General features: G+C 64.5%; 18 protein-coding genes. 11 read left to right on the top strand and 7 right to left on the bottom strand.

Going from position 1 to position 17,003, the window contains the following annotated elements:
* Nucleotides 1-240: 240 nt before the first annotated feature.
* On the bottom strand, nt 241-864 hold the full coding sequence (locus NLM25_RS04815) for a TetR/AcrR family transcriptional regulator (protein ID WP_254115553.1): 624 nt from the start codon (nt 862-864) through the stop codon (nt 241-243).
* Nucleotides 865-1,079: 215 nt separating this feature from the next.
* Between NLM25_RS04815 and NLM25_RS04810 the strand changes: the two genes are divergently transcribed.
* The 7 genes from NLM25_RS04810 to NLM25_RS04780 all read left to right on the top strand — a co-directional run bounded on the left by NLM25_RS04810 (nt 1,080) and on the right by NLM25_RS04780 (nt 7,807).
* A complete protein-coding gene (locus tag NLM25_RS04810) occupies nt 1,080-2,630 on the top strand; it encodes an ABC transporter substrate-binding protein (protein ID WP_254136236.1) in 1,551 nt (516 codons plus the stop codon).
* Nucleotides 2,631-2,779: 149 nt separating this feature from the next.
* Nucleotides 2,780-3,751: an ABC transporter permease gene (locus NLM25_RS04805; protein WP_254136235.1), complete on the top strand. Its 972-nt coding sequence runs from the start codon at nt 2,780-2,782 to the stop codon at nt 3,749-3,751.
* The gene (locus NLM25_RS04800; RefSeq protein ID WP_254115547.1) at nt 3,748-4,587 is read left to right on the top strand and encodes an ABC transporter permease; all 840 of its coding nucleotides are present in this window, start codon (nt 3,748-3,750) and stop codon (nt 4,585-4,587) included. Before NLM25_RS04805 ends, NLM25_RS04800 begins: the two co-directional genes overlap by 4 nt.
* A gap of 2 nt (nt 4,588-4,589) precedes the next feature.
* Nucleotides 4,590-6,209: an ABC transporter ATP-binding protein gene (locus tag NLM25_RS04795; RefSeq protein WP_254115545.1), complete on the top strand. Its 1,620-nt coding sequence runs from the start codon at nt 4,590-4,592 to the stop codon at nt 6,207-6,209.
* 185 nt (nt 6,210-6,394) lie between these two features.
* A complete protein-coding gene (locus tag NLM25_RS04790) occupies nt 6,395-6,559 on the top strand; it encodes a hypothetical protein (protein WP_254136234.1) in 165 nt (54 codons plus the stop codon).
* A complete protein-coding gene (locus NLM25_RS04785; protein ID WP_018643417.1) occupies nt 6,556-6,765 on the top strand; it encodes a hypothetical protein in 210 nt (69 codons plus the stop codon). Before NLM25_RS04790 ends, NLM25_RS04785 begins: the two co-directional genes overlap by 4 nt.
* Before the next feature lie 106 nt (nt 6,766-6,871).
* The gene (locus NLM25_RS04780) at nt 6,872-7,807 is read left to right on the top strand and encodes an AEC family transporter (protein ID WP_254136233.1); all 936 of its coding nucleotides are present in this window, start codon (nt 6,872-6,874) and stop codon (nt 7,805-7,807) included.
* Between the two features lie 47 nt (nt 7,808-7,854).
* Here NLM25_RS04780 and NLM25_RS04775 read toward each other — a convergent pair whose 3' ends face one another.
* Both NLM25_RS04775 and NLM25_RS04770 read right to left on the bottom strand, forming a co-directional pair.
* A complete protein-coding gene (locus tag NLM25_RS04775) occupies nt 7,855-8,139 on the bottom strand; it encodes a hypothetical protein (RefSeq protein ID WP_254136232.1) in 285 nt (94 codons plus the stop codon).
* Between the two features lie 125 nt (nt 8,140-8,264).
* Nucleotides 8,265-8,606 carry a hypothetical protein gene (locus NLM25_RS04770; RefSeq protein WP_254136231.1) on the bottom strand — a complete coding sequence of 114 codons (342 nt, stop codon included), beginning with the start codon at nt 8,604-8,606 and terminating at the stop codon, nt 8,265-8,267.
* Between the two features lie 120 nt (nt 8,607-8,726).
* On the opposite strand from NLM25_RS04770, the gene NLM25_RS04765 reads away from it, so the two are divergent.
* From NLM25_RS04765 to NLM25_RS04750, 4 genes are all read left to right on the top strand, one after another.
* Nucleotides 8,727-9,047 (top strand): hypothetical protein, encoded by a 321-nt coding sequence (locus NLM25_RS04765; protein WP_254115530.1) that lies wholly within the window; start codon nt 8,727-8,729, stop codon nt 9,045-9,047.
* 224 nt (nt 9,048-9,271) lie between these two features.
* Nucleotides 9,272-9,997 carry an outer membrane protein gene (locus NLM25_RS04760; RefSeq protein ID WP_254115528.1) on the top strand — a complete coding sequence of 242 codons (726 nt, stop codon included), beginning with the start codon at nt 9,272-9,274 and terminating at the stop codon, nt 9,995-9,997.
* A 166-nt stretch (nt 9,998-10,163) separates the two neighbouring features.
* The gene (locus tag NLM25_RS04755) at nt 10,164-12,326 is read left to right on the top strand and encodes a methyl-accepting chemotaxis protein (protein WP_254136230.1); all 2,163 of its coding nucleotides are present in this window, start codon (nt 10,164-10,166) and stop codon (nt 12,324-12,326) included.
* 216 nt (nt 12,327-12,542) lie between these two features.
* Nucleotides 12,543-13,604, top strand: coding sequence for an MBL fold metallo-hydrolase (locus tag NLM25_RS04750; protein ID WP_254115524.1), 1,062 nt, complete (start codon nt 12,543-12,545; stop codon nt 13,602-13,604).
* Nucleotides 13,605-13,665: 61 nt separating this feature from the next.
* Here the strand turns inward: NLM25_RS04750 and aroQ are convergent, their stop codons facing one another.
* The 4 genes from aroQ to NLM25_RS04730 are packed head-to-tail and all read right to left on the bottom strand — an operon-like array spanning nt 13,666 to nt 16,998.
* Nucleotides 13,666-14,097 carry a type II 3-dehydroquinate dehydratase gene (aroQ, locus tag NLM25_RS04745; RefSeq protein ID WP_254115522.1) on the bottom strand — a complete coding sequence of 144 codons (432 nt, stop codon included), beginning with the start codon at nt 14,095-14,097 and terminating at the stop codon, nt 13,666-13,668.
* A gap of 18 nt (nt 14,098-14,115) precedes the next feature.
* Nucleotides 14,116-15,396, bottom strand: coding sequence for a TRAP transporter large permease (locus NLM25_RS04740; RefSeq protein ID WP_254115520.1), 1,281 nt, complete (start codon nt 15,394-15,396; stop codon nt 14,116-14,118).
* On the bottom strand, nt 15,393-15,941 hold the full coding sequence (locus NLM25_RS04735; protein ID WP_254115511.1) for a TRAP transporter small permease: 549 nt from the start codon (nt 15,939-15,941) through the stop codon (nt 15,393-15,395). Before NLM25_RS04735 ends, NLM25_RS04740 begins: the two co-directional genes overlap by 4 nt.
* A 28-nt stretch (nt 15,942-15,969) precedes the next feature.
* The gene (locus NLM25_RS04730) at nt 15,970-16,998 is read right to left on the bottom strand and encodes a TRAP transporter substrate-binding protein (protein WP_254136229.1); all 1,029 of its coding nucleotides are present in this window, start codon (nt 16,996-16,998) and stop codon (nt 15,970-15,972) included.
* Between the last annotated feature and the right edge of the window lie 5 nt (nt 16,999-17,003).

Raw genomic sequence — 17,003 nt, 5'->3', positions numbered from 1 at the left:
GCCAGCTCTCGTGAAGGGCGATGGAAACCGCAGCCGCGTACGGGACCAGACGCGGCTGCGGCGCTCACGATCGCCGGCCCAAGGCTTCGTCCGGGGCCATTTCAGAAGCCTCGGGCCGTCTCAGTGTCTCTATTTATAAAACCGACCGGGCGGTTTGTAAAGTTCAAAAACGAAGATCTGGCACATTTGGCCGCAGGCGCGGCTTTGGGCAGCGATCAGCAGGACATCGTTAACGATGAATCAGGCGCGCTTACGCGCCGCCGCGCTCTTCGGCGCAGCGCCTGCGCGCGGCTTGGCCGGCTTTTCCAGCGCGCGCCACTGGCTATCGTCGAGCAGGCGCGCAAACAGGCGCTCGCGCTCCGCCTTCGGCAGCGGCGACATGCCGAACAGCTCGCTGAGGAGGAGACCTCGCGCAGCCGCCCAACGCAACAATGCGAGATCCGGGTCAGTGGCCTCGGCCTTGATCGCAGCGATCGTCTTGACGTCGCTCTCGCGCGGCAGCGCCATCAGGTCGGGGTTTTCGACCATCGCGGCCAACAGCGCGAGCGCCGCCGAATCCGGCGTGTTGGCGGCCTCCCGCACCGTCGCGATCTCGGTGGCAAGTTCGGGGTTTTCGGACTCCGCACGCGCCTTCGCGCGGTAGGGCGTCGAGAATTGCTCGAAGCGCACCATCTGGCGCTCGAGCAGCGCCTTCAGCACCGCCTCCTTGGTGCGGAACTGATGCATCACGCCGCCTTTGCTGAGGCCGCTCTCACGCGCGATCGCATCGAGCGTCAGCCTGCCCGGCCCGTCGCGCGCGATGATGGCGAGCGCCGCGTCGAGCGCAGCATTGCGGGATCGTTCGGAACGGCTGGCATTGTCCATGCCGACTTGTCTCCTTGACAAGACAATGAATCAAGTGAAAACAGGACGCGCTGTACATTTTTTGTGCGAACACTGTCGCGACTTTCATCTTGCGGCGCCGAACGAGACTATGTGAGCCTCGCTCCCGGATGGGGACTGGGATGGGCCGGCCGTCGCTTTGCGCGCGAGGACGTCGCGAAGCGTTTTCGGCTGGTCTCGCTTGAGAAAGATACGACATGCCAAAACGAGTGTTGCTTGGTCTCCTCCTGGCTTGCGGCCTCGCGGCCCCGGCTCTGGCGCAAGAGCCGAAGACGGGGGGCGTGATCAACGCCGTGATCCAGCCCGAGCCGCCCGGCCTGATGCTTGCAATGATCCAGAACGGTCCGACCCAGATGGTGTCGGGCAATATCTTCGAAGGCCTGCTGCGCTACAGCCCCAAGCTCGAGCCGCAGCCGGAGCTCGCCGAGAGCTGGAGCGTCAGCGAGGACGCCAAGACCTACACATTCAAGCTCAGGAAGGGCGTCACCTGGCATGACGGCAAGCCCTTCACCGCTGCCGATGTGCTGTTCTCGGTCGAGATGCTGAAGCAGACGCATGCGCGCGCCCGCAACAACCTCGCCCAGGTCGACAAGGGCGAGGCACCCGACGACTACACCGTCGTGTTCACGCTGAAGCAGCCGTTCGGCCCGTTCCTCGGCATCTTCGAGGTCGGCTCGATGCCGATGGTGCCGAAGCATCTCTATGAAGGCACCGACTTCAAGACCAACCCCTACAACAACGCGCCGGTCGGCACCGGCCCCTTCATGTTCAAGGAGTGGCAGAAGGGCTCGTTCATCCGCCTGGTCAAGAATCCGAACTATTACGAGAAGGGCAAGCCCTATATCGACGAGATCTACTGGCAGATCATCCCCGACGCCGCTGCGCGCTCGGTGGCCTACGAGACCGGCAAGGTCGACGTGCTGCCCGGCGGCTCGGTCGAGAATTTCGACGTTCCGCGCCTCTCCAAGCTGAAGGACACTTGCGTCACCGGCGCCGGCTGGGAGTTCTTCTCACCGCTGGCCTGGCTGTGGCTGAACAACCGCCAGGGTCCGCTCGCGGACAAGCGGGTGCGGCAGGCGATCATGTTCGCGATCGACCGCGACTTCGCCAAGGACGTGATCTGGAACGGGCTCGGCAAGGTCGCGACCGGCCCATCCGCCTCGACCATCAAATACTACACGCCCGATGTGCCGAAGTACCCCTACGATCCCGCCAGGGCCAAGGCGCTGCTGAAGGAAGCCGGCTACAAGGGCGAGAAGATTCGCCTGCTGCCGCTCGCCTATGGCGAGACCTGGCAGCGCTGGGGCGAAGCCGTGAAGCAGAACCTCCAGGACGTCGGCATGAACATCGAGACCATCGCCACCGACGTCGCCGGCGGCAATCAGAAGATCGGCGACTGGGACTACGACATCGCCTTCACCTATCTCTACCAGTACGGCGATCCCGCGCTCGGCGTCGGCCGCAACTACGTCTCCAGCGCCATCGCCAAGGGCCAGGTGTTCAACAACGTCGAGGGCTACTCCAATCCGGAGATCGACAAGCTGTTCGCCGACGGCGCGGTCGCGACGCCGGATTCAAAGCGCAAGGAGATCTACGAGAAGGCGCAGAAGATCCTGGTCGAGGACGTGCCGGTGGCCTGGATGCTCGAGCTGCAATTCCCGACCATCACGCGCTGCAAGGTCAAGAACCTGATCACCACCGGGATCGGCGTCAACGACGGCTTCAAGGACGCATGGCTCGACAAGTGAGCGCGGCGGGTGAGGGGGAGTCTCCGCAAGGGCAACTCTCACCGTCCTCGCGGAGAGTCCCCCTCACCCCGACCCTCTCCCCGCAAGCGGGGCGAGGGAGGCGCACCGTCTCTATGGCTACAGGTCACCTCACAAAGATAACTCTCTAGATGCTCTCCTTCGTTGCTCAGCGTGTCCTGAAGGGCGTGATCGTCCTGCTCGCGATCGTGGTCCTCAATTTCTTCCTGATCCGGCTTGCGCCCGGCGATCCCGCCGTCGTGATGGCGGGCGAAGCCGGTGCCAGTGACCAGGTATTCGTCAAGCAGCTCCGGGAAAAGTTCGGCCTCGACAAGCCGCTGCCCGAGCAGCTCTTCATCTACGTCAAGGGCGTCGTCACCCTCGATCTCGGCTTCTCCTTCCGCCAGCAGGCGCCGGTGTCGAAGCTGATCATGGAACGGCTGCCGGCAACGCTCTTGCTGACGCTGACGGCATTCGCGATCTCGCTCATGCTCGGCGTTCTCTTCGGCACCTTCGCCGCGCGCTTTGCCGGAACCTTCCTCGACACGGCCATCACCGTCTTCGCGCTGATCTTCTACGCCATGCCGATCTTCTGGGTGGCCCTGATGGGTATCCTGCTGTTCTCGGTCACCATGGATTGGCTGCCGAGCTTTGGTTACGAGACGGTCGGCGCCAACCTCACCGGCTTAGCCCACGCGGTCGACGTCGCAAAGCATCTGATCATGCCGGCGATGACGCTCGGCCTGTTCTTCATGGCGACCTACACCCGGATGACGCGCGCCTCGATGCTGGAGGTGAAACGCCTCGACTTCGTCAAGACGGCGCGCGCGAAAGGCCTCTCCGACGCCGTGATCCAGCGCCGCCACGTGCTGCGCAACGCGCTGCTGCCCGTCGTGACGCTGGCCGGCGTGCATTCCGGCACGCTGATCGGCGGCGCCGTCATCACCGAGACCGTCTTCGCCTGGCCCGGCATCGGCCGCCTGATGTACGACGCGCTGTTCCAGCGGGACTACAATCTGCTGCTCGGCGTCTTCGTGATCTGCTCCGCCATGGTGCTGATCTTCAACCTCATCACCGACCTGGTCTACCGCCTGGTCGACCCGCGCATCGAATTCGCCTCATGAAACAGTTCTGGAAATCGATGCTGAAGAGCCCGAGCGGCGTCATCGGGCTCATCATCCTGGTTCTCGCGATCTCGGTCGCGGTGTTCGGGCCGATGCTGTTCCCGAACTCGCCCTGGCGCATGGTGCAGCGGCCGTTCCTGCCGCCGTTCACGCTCTCGACCGTGCCGCTCGGCACCGACGCGCTCGGCCGCGACGTGTTCGCCGGCATGATCTTTGGCGCACGCGTCTCGCTGCTGGTCGGCCTCGTCTCCACGCTGGTCGCGCTGGTGGTCGGCGTTCCCATCGGCGCCATGGCCGGCTATTTCGGCGGCAAGGTCGACGACGCCCTGATGCGCTTCACCGAGTTCTTCCAGACCATTCCGAGCTTCGCGCTCGCGATCGTGCTGGTCGCGATCCTGCAGCCCTCGATCTATTCGATCGTGGCCTCGATCGCGGTGGTGAGCTGGCCGCCGGTCGCCCGCCTCGTGCGCGGCGAGGTGCTGTCGCTGCGCACGCGAGAATATGTCCAGGCCGCCGTCGTCACCGGCCAGAGCAACACCTGGATCATCCTGCGCGAGATCCTGCCCAACGCGCTGTCGCCGGTGATCGTGCTGGCCTCGCTGATGGTCGCGACCGCGATCCTTCTGGAATCCTCGCTGGCGTTCCTCGGGCTCGGCGACCCCAACCTGATCTCCTGGGGTTACATGGTCGGCGCCGGCCGCACGGTGATCCGCCAGGCCTGGTGGATCACGGTGTTTCCCGGCGTCGCCATCCTGATCTCGGTGCTTGGCCTCAATTTGATCGGCGAAGGCCTCAACGACGCGCTCAATCCGCGCCTGTCGCGGGAGGGACGCTGACGATGACCGCCCCGCCCGCTGTCTCCATCAAGAACCTCAAGGTCGCGCTGCCGAAGGGTGCCGAACGTCCGTTCGCCGTCGACGGCGTCTCGCTCGATCTGCGGCCCGGCAAGATCGTCTGCGTCGTCGGCGAATCCGGCTCCGGCAAGTCGATGTGCGCGCATGCGCTGATGGGACTTCTGCCTGACACGGTGTCGGTCACGTCAGGCGAGATCCAGTTCGAAGGCCGCGACCTGCTCAAGCTCGATGACGACGGCTGGCGCGATCTGCGCGGCCGCCGGCTCGCGATGATTTTTCAGGAGCCGATGACCGCGCTCAATCCGCTGATGCGGATCGGCGACCAGATGGCCGAGATGTTCGAGGCGCACGGCCTGCTGACGCCGAAGGAGCGGCGCGCAAAGGCGCTGTCGCTGGCGCGCGAGGTCGGCCTGCCCGACCCCGAGCGCATCGTGCGCGCCTATCCGCATCAGCTCTCCGGCGGCCAGCGCCAGCGCGCCATGATCGCGATGGCGCTCGCGCTCGAGCCCGCGGTGCTGGTCGCGGACGAGCCGACCACCGCGCTCGACGTCACCACACAGGCGCAGATCCTGAAGCTGATCCGCAACCTCCAGCGCAACCGCAACATGGCGGTGATGTTCATCACCCATGATTTCGGCGTGGTCGCCGACATCGCCGACCAGGTCGTGGTGCTCAGGCACGGCAAGGTCGTGGAGGAAGGCCCGGCCGCTGCCGTCTTCAGCGAACCGCAGCACGACTACACCAAGGCGCTGCTCGCCGCCGTACCGTCGATGGATCCGCCGTTGCGAGAGGCCCTCGACGATCAGGCCAGGGCCGTCGAGGTGATCGGGCTGGACAAGACCTACGTCACCTCAGGCGGCTGGTTTCGCGAGGACCGCCGCGTCGATGCCGCACGCGAGGTCAATTTCAACATCCTCAAGGGCGAGACGCTGGGCCTCGTCGGCGAATCCGGCTCCGGCAAATCGTCGGTGGCGCGGCTCGTGATGCGGCTGATCGAAGCCGATCGCGGCACGGTGCGGATCGGCGAGACGGATCTCACAAAACTCTCGGGCAAGGCGCTGCGCGCCGAACGCCACCGCATCCAGATGATCTTTCAGGATCCATTTGCCTCGCTCAATCCGCGGCGCAAGGTCGGCCACATCATCGCCGACGGTCCGATCGCAGCCGGCACCGATCCGAAGGCCGCGTTCGACCGCGCCCGTGATCTCCTCAAGATGGTCGGGCTGGACGCCGGCGCACTCGACCGCTACCCGCATGAATTCTCGGGCGGCCAGCGTCAGCGCATCGGCATCGCGCGCGCGCTCGCGCTCGAACCCGAGATCATCGTCGCCGACGAAGCCGTCTCCGCGCTCGACGTTTCCGTGCAGGCGCAGGTGCTGAGATTGCTCGAAGACCTCAAGGCGCGGCTTGGCCTCTCGATGCTGTTCATCACCCACGATTTGCGTGTTGCCGCGCAAATCTGCGACCGCATCGCGGTGATGCAGCGCGGCGCCATCGTCGAGCTGAAGCCGACCGCGCAGCTGTTCGCCGCGCCGGAGCACGCCTATACGCGCGAGTTGCTCGCGGCGGTGCCGGGCCGGAAGGAACGCGCGCCAGCGGCGTGAAACGAGCGGTATCTGGTTCTGACTCGCAGCCGATATTTGGCCGATTTCCGCTAGGAACAGCGCAGTCACGCGCTTGTTATGCTTCATCACCGCCGCTCCAGCTTCAAAGCTGCAAGCGGCGTCCCTATATGCATGGCATGATATTCATCATCTTATGATGATGCCGACCAACGTTTGGAGCGAACATGGGCGAAGTCATTCAGTTTGTCTCGAAGTCCGAGCGCGAGCGAGAGCGCCTCATTCGGGAAGCGCGTGCGATCTATGACAGCATCTTCCCGCCGGCCGATCTGGCGAGCGATCAGCAGGCCGGAGCCGGTGCTCGTCGCAGCGACGGGGGTAACCGCCCGTGATCAAGATCATTGCCGTGCTCTGTAGCCTCGCCTCTCCGACCAATTGTCACGAGCAGATCGTCACCACGTCGGACTTCGCTCAGGTCTCGGTGCAGTCCTGCCTGATGGGTGCACCACAACTCGCCGAGTGGATGAACCAGCATCCGGCCGAGCGTCTGGCCGCATGGCGCTGCGTGATCGGCCAGCAGGCCGGCAGAGGCATCTGAGGCGTGCGAAGCCGCCGCTGACCGGAGCGGCGCGATCCGATTGAACCGTGACGAGCAGGCATCGCCAAGCTAGGATGGCGCAGCTGCTTGGCAGAGGGGAAGCCGGATGGAGGTCGCCAGCCTCGTTCTTCCCGTGTTCGCAATCATCGTCACCGGCTGGCTTGCCGGCGAACTCGGTTATCTCTCCCGCTCGCTTGCGGACGCGCTGGTGCATTTTGCCTACAATGTGGCGATGCCGGCGCTGCTGATCGTCACGATCGCCCAGGAGCCGGCGCGCAACCTGCTGGAATGGCGCTTCCTGCTCGCTTTCGGAGGCGGCTCCCTCGTCTGCTTCGCGCTGGTCTTCCTGGCGGTGCGCACGGGTGGCAAGCACGATCTCGCCAGCAGCACGATCCATGGAATGGCCGCGGCGATGACCAATACCGGCTTCGTGGCGCTCCCGATCCTGCACGCGATCTACGGCCAGCCCGCCGTCTTGCCCGCCGCAGTGGCGACGGTGTTCGTCGCCGGCGTGATGTTTCCGCTCACAGTCATTCTGCTGGAAAGGAACGCGCGCGGCCCTGCGCATTCCGCCGGACTGGTGAAACAGATCCTGCTCAATCCGATGGTCCTGTCGACGCTCATCGGCCTCATCTGGGCGATCACCGGCTTGCCGATTCCTTCACCGGTCGCGGCCTATCTGAACATGATCGCCGCCGCGCTCACGCCGTGCGCGCTGTTTGCCATCGGGCTCGGCCTGTCGGTCGACGGCCTGCGATCCAACCTGAAGGCGTCGTTCGCGCTCGCGGCCGTGAAGCTGGTGGTGATGCCGTTGATCGTCTACGGACTTTGCGTGGCCACTGGCCTCAATCCCCTCTACACGGTCGCCGCCGTCATATGCGCGGCCGTGCCGACGGCGAAAACCGTGTATGTGCTGGCGCACGAACACAAGGTCGAGGAGAAGCTGGTCGCGGCCACCGTTTCGGTCACGACGATGCTGTCGGTCGCAACGTTGCTGGTCGCGCTCTACCTGCTCTCCGGCCTCCCGGCCGGCACGCGTTGACGGTCACCGGTCGCGCCTTGGCCAAATGCTCTCTGGCGAAATGCTCTCTATCTCGTGGTGTTGTTCCATGTCGGCACCGAATTGGTCACGCCGACCGACGGCCAGTTGTACGTTCCGACCGAAGGCGCCGTGACCGTCCCGACCGTCTGTCCGGACGATCCGTAGGAGGTCCTCGGCTGCGCCACCGGCGATCCGGCGCCGCTATAGGTAGGGGCTATCACGCCCGTGCTGTGATGCCGGCTCGGCCGGGCCTTCTTGGCTTCAGCCGCGAACGGCGCGGCAAGCAGTCCGATAGTGATGAGTGCGGCAATGGCGGGTTTGATGCTTGTCATGAGGGGTTCCCTTCATTCGCTGCGGGCCCATTGTGCCAAGTGTTCATTCGTCGAAAAATGTCCATAGGCCGCCGTTCATAACTCCGTGCACGCCCGAATGTGCCCGCCCCGGCCACGCGCCGTGGTCATCGTCGCTTCGGGCGACACGCCTTGCGGCCATGTCGCTCCTTCACCTTTGCGACCGAGTGCATCAGCTCCTTGAAGGCGACGATCGCCTCGTCGTCGGCGAGCGCGTGTTCGGGCCGCGACTCCAGATGCTCGACCACGACCAGAAGCGCGTCCGCGATCTGTCCGATCTGCTTGCCATAGCCGGCGACATCCGACAGCACGTCCTTCTCGACATCTGGCGCCGAGGATTGCCCCACCGTGATGTTGACGAGGCCGAACTGGCCGCCGGCGGGACTGAAGAACGACGGATAGATGGACTGGACGACATCCCCCGACAGGGGCAGCTTGAACACGGGCATGCGATTCCCCTCGCTGAGCTCGACCGGCACGGACACACTATCACGATCGTGCCCGCCTTCGGATGGACCCGAATCAGCGCTAGTGCATTGCCTGCAGTGACTTCCCTGGACGCAAGCAGCATGACCGGCCCCGAACTGAAGCAGCTCCGCAAAGACCTCTCCGATGCCCTCGAGCGCAAGCTCACCGCGGCCGACATGGCAAAGCTTTGCGGACTGCCGGAGAAGGGCGGCGCCGACACCATCAGGCGCTGGGAGGTGAGCGGGCCGACGCCGTCCGCGACCAAGGTGCTGCGGGTGCTCGCGATGGCGAGCGATCGCTATCCGATCATGGAGAAGTTCGACATCTTCGATCGCCACGACGTGCGCGAGGAAGACCGGCCCGCCAAGCGCGCGGCCTTCCGCGAGCAGATGCGCGATGAAGCGCGGCGGCGTCTTGGTTAACGAGATACGCGCGCGAGTTACCAAAGACGCGCGAAGTTAAGCCTTCCTTCACCACTTCTTAAGCCGGCATTAAGTACGAAAATCATTTGCAGCCCAATAAGTTAGGTTGGCTGCCGCTGTGCCACGCATGTGACAGCATTTTCGTCAAAAGCGAGCTATCTGCAAAACCAACGACGGCGCGGGAAGCGCGCCTGCCGGGGACCAAAGTGCTGGAGTTCAAGACGATGAAGAAGATTTTGTTTGCGACCGTTGCCCTGCTCGTGGTGAGCGCCGCCGCGCCGGCCGTCGGCGCCGATCTCGGCAACCGCAACTACTACAAGGCGCCCGCGCCGGCCTATGCCGCGCCGATCTACAACTGGACCGGCTTCTATATTGGTGGCCATGTCGGCGGTGCCTTCTCCAGCGACAACAATTTCAACGGCCTTTCCACCGGCAACAACGGCAATGGCCGTTTCCTCGGCGGCGTGCAGGTCGGGGCGGACTGGCAGTTCAATCCGAACTTCGTGGTCGGCGTCGAAGGCCAGTATTCCTGGCTCTCCGGCAGCGTCGGCGCGGTGTTTCCGGGCGGCATCGCCTACACCAACGACCAGCGTGGCCTCGGCTCGATCACCGGCCGCGTCGGCTACACCTGGGGTCCGGGCCTGCTCTACGTGAAGGGCGGCTACGCCTATTCGGACAACAACGAGAAGGTGACGGTTGCCGGCGTGCCGACCGCCTTCCTCATCACCGGCGATCACCGCAACGGCTACACCGTCGGCGCCGGCCTCGAATACATGTTCGCTCCGAACTGGTCGGCCAAGGCCGAGTATCAGTACTACAATTTCGGCGACGCGAGCTTCACCGGCGGTCCGCTGGCGGGCACCGGCAGCTTCACCACCGACGATCACACCATCAAGGCGGGCGTCAACTACCGCTTCAACTGGGCCAATTCGGCGGTCGCGCGCTACTGATCGCGCCTCAAAAATCTCCTTGCCAACGAGGGCCGGCAACTCTGCCGGCCCTTTCTTTTTTCGCTGTGCGGAACGAACGCAACCGATTGTGCAACTTGCGATTTTTTAACCCGGCCAAAGGATACTCCGCGGCGAAAATATAAAGATCAGGCGTGGGGGAATTTCGATGGCGATCCGTCTTGGTGGCTTTCCTGGCCGTGTCCTCGGCCGTTTCAAGCCTCGCTTCAAGATGCCGAAATGGGGCGTGCGCGGCAGCCTTTTCGCCGCCTTCGCATTGATCGCGGGCATGGGCCTCGTGATCGCAGCCGGCGCCGGCTTCGTGTTCAATCATCTCGGCGCGACCATGATGGATCTGAGCGGGCGCGACATTCCGCGCCTCTCCGCCAGCCTGCAGCTCGCCTCTCAAAGCGCGACGCTCGCGGCGCAAGGCCCGGGCCTGCTGGCATCGCCCTCCGACGAGGCGCTGAAGGAACGCACCAAGAGCGTGAAGGACATCCAGCAGCTCGCCATGGCCAAGCTCGGCGAGATCATCGAGCTCGGCGCCGACAAGCAGACCGCAAACGCGCTGCGCGATACCGCCAAGAGCATCGACGAGGCGACCCAGAGCCTGGTGTCGGCTGCCCGCGAACGTCTCGACACCGGCGCACTGCACGACAAGCAGTATGAAGCCCTGCGCAAGGCCCAGCTCGCCTTCGTCGGCGCGGCCGGCCCTGCGATGCTGGACGCACAGACGCGCCTGAACGCGATCCTCGGTGCGGCGGAAGTGTCCGCCGATGATGCCACCGAAGCCGCCCGCACCGTCGCCCAGATCTCGACGATCTCCGCCAACGGCAATCTGATGGCCGCGGACATGATGGCGGCGCTCTCGGCCAACAACAGCGACACGCTGGAGGTGATCGAGAAGGAATTCAAGGCGACGCGCGACCGCGTCAAGTCGAACCTCGAGGATCTCCCGAAGATCCCCTCGATGCAGGCCATGCGCGACGCCGTGCAAAAACTGTTCGCCTTCGGCGAGGGCAAGACCGGCGTGTTCAAGATCCGCCAGAAGGAGCTCGACGCCATCGATTACGGCCAGACCATTCTGGACGAGACCCGCAAGCTCAATGTCGGCCTCGGCATCAGCGTGCAGCAGCTCGTCGACGGCGTGCAGAAGGAGACCAACGCGTCGACCTTCCAGGCGCGCCAGGAGATCTCGCTCGCCACCACGGCGATGCTGGCGCTGGGCGCGCTGATGCTGGTCGGCTCGGCGCTGTTCGTCTGGCTCTATGTCGGCCGCAACATCCTGCGGCGGATTGGCGCCCTGCAACAGTCGATGCAGCTGCTCGCGAACGGCGACCTCGAGACCGAGATCTACCGCTCGAAGCACCACAATGACGAGATCTCGGTGATGGCGAACACGCTGCAAGTGTTCCGCGAGAGCATGATCGAGGCCCGCGCGATGTCGAGCGAGCAGGACAAGGACCGTGTCACCAAGGCCGAGCGTGCCGCGCGCATGGAAGCGAAGATCGCCGAGTTCGAGGGCACGGTGCGCAACGCGCTCGACAACCTCGCGCAGTCGGCCAATTCGATGCAGTCCACCGCGCAGAGCATGTCGAACACCGCCGACCAGTCCAACGCGCTGGTGAACGCAGTCGCGTCCGCCGCGGAGGAGACCTCGGTCAACGTGCAGACCGTGTCATCGGGCACCGAGCAATTGTCCTCCTCCATCGAGGAGATCAGCAAGCAGGTGGTCACCTCGGCCGCGATCGCCAGGAAGGCGGTCGACGAGGCCGGCGCCACCGACACCACGGTGCAGAGTCTCGCCGACAGCGCCAGCCGCATCAGCGTAGTCGTCGACCTGATCCAGACCATCGCCTCGCAGACCAACCTGCTCGCGCTCAACGCCACCATCGAGGCGGCGCGGGCGGGCGAAGCCGGCCGCGGCTTCGCGGTGGTGGCGTCCGAGGTCAAGAGCCTCGCCAGCCAGACCGCGAAAGCGACGGAAGAGATCCGCACCCAGATCGCCAGCATGCAATCGGTCACGACCTCCGCAGTCGGCGCCATCCAGGGCATCGGCCGGATCATCGGCGAGATCAACGACGTGACGACGACGATCGCCGCCGCGGTCGAGGAACAGGGGGCGGCCACCCGCGAAATCGCCCGCAACATCCAGCATGCGGCCGGCGGCACCAGCGAGGTTTCCAGCAACATCGTCGGCGTCTCCACCGCTTCAGCCGAGGCAGGCGCCGCGGCGAGCGAAGTGCTGGGCGCCTCCGACGCGCTCCGCCGCGAAGCCGACATGCTGCGCGGGGAGATCGACGCGTTCCTCAACAACATGCGGGCGGCCTGATCGTCATTCCGGGGCGCCTCGAAGAGGCGAACCCGGAATCTCGCACGACAGTCTCCGGATTCCGGGTTCGCGCTCGCGCGCGCCCCGGAATGACTGCGTTTTTGACGGCCCCAACCGGCACACGGAAAAACGCTGCACGGTATGACCGCCATGCGGAGACCACGACCCGCCCTTTTTCGGCTGGCGCCCCGCCCGTGCTGGGTTTAAGCCGTTAGCATGAGCTCAAAAACCGACACCATGCAGTCCTCGGCCGAGGCCCTGCGTTATCCCTGGGAACAGCATCCCGGCCCCGAACAGGTCGTGGAGATCCGGCCCGGCGTGTTGTGGGCGCGGCTGAAACTGCCGTTCCGCCTCAACCACGTGAACATCTACCTGCTCGCCGACGGCGACGGCTATGCCATGGTCGACGCCGGCTTCGGCAACGAGGAAACGATCGAGGCCTGGACGAAACTGTTCGAGGGGCCGCTGAAGGGCGTCCACATCACACGGCTGATCGTGACGCATTCCCACCCCGACCATGTCGGTCTCGCAGGCTGGATCGTCGAGCGGTTCAACTGCCCGCTGGTGATGTCGCAGGTCGAATATCTGCAATCGGTCTATCACCAGAACCGCGGCACCGAGGAACGGCAGGAAGCGCAGCGACTGTTCTTCCGCCGCCATGGCATGGACGAATCGCTCACCGAAAAGCTGCTAGGCCGCGGCCAGGATTATCTCAAGCGCGTCTCGGTGCTGCCGCCGTCCTACCGCCGCATCTCCCATGGCGACGACGTCGTGATCGGCACGCGCCGCTTCAAGGTGATCACCGGTGGCGGGCACGCGCTCGACCAGGTGATGCTGTATTGCGCCGACGACAAGCTGTTCCTCTCCGCCGACCAGGTGCTGAGCAAGATTTCTCCGAACGTGAGCGTGTGGGCGGTCGAACCCAACCAGAACTCGCTCGGCGAATATCTGGCCTCGCTCGCGAGCCTCACCACCACCCTGCCCTATGACTTGCTGGTGCTGCCCGGCCACGGCGTGCCGTTCTACGGGCTGAAGACCCGCATCAAGCAGCTCGCCGACCATCACGAGGAGCGCTGCCGCCTGATCGCGGAAGCCTGCCGCGAGGTGCCGCAGACCTCGCGCGCCCTGGTGCCTGTCGTGTTCAACAAGCACGTGCTGGACGAGCACCAGATGGGCTTTGCCGCCGGCGAGCTCGTCGCCCACGTCAACTACATGATCGTCGAGGGCCGGCTGACGGCAGAAACAAAGGACGGCGTGCTCCAGTTCCGGACGACGTGAACGCCTACTTCCCTCCCCCCGCAAGCGGGACGAGGGAGCGCACTATCTCAGCCGTGCCACCTCACTTCATATTCGCGATCGCGTGCAGCGCCGCGATGTAGCCGAACGGGCCCAGCCCGCAGATCACGCCGGTCGCCACGAACGAGATCTTGGAGTGGCGATGGTATTCGTCGCGGGCGTGGATGTTGGAGATGTGGACTTCCAGCACCGGGCCTTCGAACGTCTTGATCGCATCCATGATCGAGACCGAGGTGAAGGACAGGCCGGCCGGATTGATGACGATGGCATCGGCGTCCTGCCGCGCCGACTGGATCAGATCGACCAGCACACCTTCATGGTTGGACTGGTGGAAGGCGAGCTTGAGCCCGAGCTTCGCGGCCGCTTCCTCGCAGCCCGCATTGACCTCTGCGAGCGTCGTCGTGCCGTAGATATGCGGCTCGCGGATGCCGAGCATATTGAGGTTGGGACCGTTGAGGATCATCACGCGCTTCATGGGAAGGTCCTTTGAGAGTTAACCACCGAACCACTTCGCCGGGCCGGTGACGAGAACGGGAAACAGCGTCAGCAAGGCTAGCACGACAAGCTGCGCGATCATGAAGGGCCAGACGCCGCGGATCAGATCGTCCATCGAGACGCGGGAGACGCCGGCGACGACGTTGAGCACGACGCCGACCGGTGGCGTGATCAGGCCGATGGCGTTGTTGATGATGAAGAGCACGCCGAAATAGACGGGGTCGATACCGGCCTGCTTGACAATCGGCATCAGGATCGGCGTCAGGATCAGGATCGTCGGCGTCATGTCGAGCGCAGTGCCGACGATAACGACGATGATCATCAGCACGATGGTGAGGAGCGTCTGGTTGCCTGCGAACGGTTTTGTCAGCGCCACGATCTGGTCGGAGATTTCGGCGACCGTGATCAGCCAGGACGACACCAGCGCCGCGGCGACAAGGAACATCACGACGGCCGTGGTCTGCGCGGTCGAGACCAGCAGGGCCGGCAGTTGCGACGGCTTGAGCTCGCGATAGACGCCCATTGCCACGACAAGCGAATAGACCGCGACGACAACGGCGGCCTCGGTCGGGGTGAAGATGCCGAAGCGCAGGCCGAAGATGATGATCATCGGCAGCATCAGGGCCCAGAAGCCGTCGATCAGCGCGCGCCAGATCTCGGCAAAGCTCTTGCGCGGCAGGCGCGCCGGGTTCTCCTTGCGCACCACCCACCACCAGGCAACGCACAATCCGACGCCGAGCAGCAGGCCCGGCACGATGCCGGCCAAAAACAGCTTCGAGATCGAGACATTGGCAGCGACGCCGAAGATGACGAAGCCGATCGAGGGCGGGATGACCGGAGCGATGATGCCGCCGGCCGCGACGAGGCCGGCCGCGCTGGCGCGATTATGACCGGCGGCGGCCATCATCGGCACCAGCAGCGCACCGAGCGCCGCGGCGTCCGCGACCGCCGAGCCCGAGAGCGAAGCCAGGATGCAGGACGTCAGGATCGCGACATAGCCGAGCCCGCCGCGGAAATGGCCGACCAGCGCGATCGCGAAATTGAGGATACGGCGTGCGAGGCCACCGGTGTTCATCACCTCGCCGGCGAGGATGAAAAACGGCACCGCCATCAGCGGGAAGGAATCGACGCCATTGATGACGTTCTGCGCGATGATCTGGGAATCGAACATCGCCAGATACGTCATCAGCGCAATGCCGCAGATGATCAGCGCGAACGCGATCGGCATCCCGATCGCCATGGCGCCGAGCAGCGAGAAGGTGAAGACGGCGACGGTCATGCCTGCTGCTTTCCGCTCGCCGCGTCGGGAGAATGCGAGAGCTCCTCGGACTCGCTGATGGCGATGAGATCGGCATCGGCGATCTGCCCGGTCACGAGCCGGTAGAGCTCATAGACAATGATGACGCAGGAGGAGGCGCCGAACACGATGCCCGCGGCATAGAACAGGCCGACCGAAAGCCCCGACGCCGGTGCCACGGTGTCGGAGTTCAGCACCGTCTGCTTCCAGGAGCCTTCCGTCAGCAGCGCGGCGGCGTAGAGCATCAGCAAATGGCTGAGGCCGTAGCAGACCTTGCGGCCAAGCGGCGGCAGCACCTTGACGAGGCTGTCGACGCCGAGATGGGCGTGCTCCTTCATGCCGATGATCGCGCCCAGGAACACCATCCAGACGAACAGCCAGCGCGACAGCTCTTCCGAGATGGCGATGCCGGAGTTGAAGCCGTAGCGCAGCACGACATTGCCGAACACCAGCACCACCATCGCGGCAAGCAGCACCGCGATCACCGCACGGAGCAGCCAGAAATAGGCATCGACGATCGTTTTCATGATTTCTGGCTTGCTCCGGCGCGACGGCTCAGGGCTTCAGCGCATGCACGCGGTCGAGCTCGCTGTTGAACAGCTTGACGATCGCCGGGTCGTACTCGGCGGAGAACTTTTCCGCGATCGGCTTCGTCTTCACGCGCATGCGGTCGAGCTCGGCCGGCGCGATCTCGTTGATCTCCATGCCCTTGGCCTTGAGCTCGTCGATTGCGGCCTTGGCCTGCTCGCGGCTGACCTTGCGCTGATAGTCGCGCGCCTCGATGGCGGCGTCCTGCAGGATCTTCTGCTCGTCGGGCGAAAGCCCGTCCCAGAACTTCTTGGAGATCAGGATGATGTTGGTCGAATAAGTGTGGTTGGTGACGCTGAGATATTTCTGCACCTCGTAGAACTTGTTCGACAGGATCACCGAGAACGGATTCTCCTGGCCGTCGACGGTGCGGGTCTCGAGCGCGCTGTAAAGCTCCGAAAAGCTCATCGGCACCGGGTTGGCGTTGAAGGCCTTGAAGGTCTCCAGATACACCGGGTTCGGGATCACACGGATCTTGATGCCGTCGAGGTCTTCGCCCCTGGTGATCGGACGCCGGCTGTTGGTGACGTTGCGGAAGCCGAGGTCCCAATAGGCAAGACCGACAAGGCCCTTCTCCGGCAGCTTGGCGAGCAGCGCCGTGCCGAGCGGGCCGTCGAGCAAGGCATCAGCCTGCTGCGGCGTCGACACGATGAACGGGAAGTCGATCAGGCCAAAATCCTTGACGATGCCGACCAGCGAGGTCGTCGCCGGCGACTGCATCTCCTGCGTGCCGGCGCGGAGCGCGGATTGCTGCTGCATCTCGCTGCCGAGCTGATTGGCCGGATATTCGCGCACCTTGATCTTGCCACCGCTCTTCGCAGCGACGATCTCGACGAATTTCTGCACGCCTTTGCTGACGGGATGGTCGGTGTTGTTGAGGTGCCCCCAGCGGATGGTTCGCTCCTGGATGGCCTGCGCCGAGGCCGGCCCCATTACGCCCAAGGCGATCGCGCCGATCGCCGCCACCCAAGCCAGACATTTGAACCGAACAGGCATCGCGC

The sequence above is a fragment of the Bradyrhizobium sp. CCGB01 genome, from assembly GCF_024199795.1.
Classification (GTDB): Bacteria; Pseudomonadota; Alphaproteobacteria; order Rhizobiales; family Xanthobacteraceae; genus Bradyrhizobium.
This window is presented reverse-complemented; position numbering and strand designations above follow the sequence as displayed.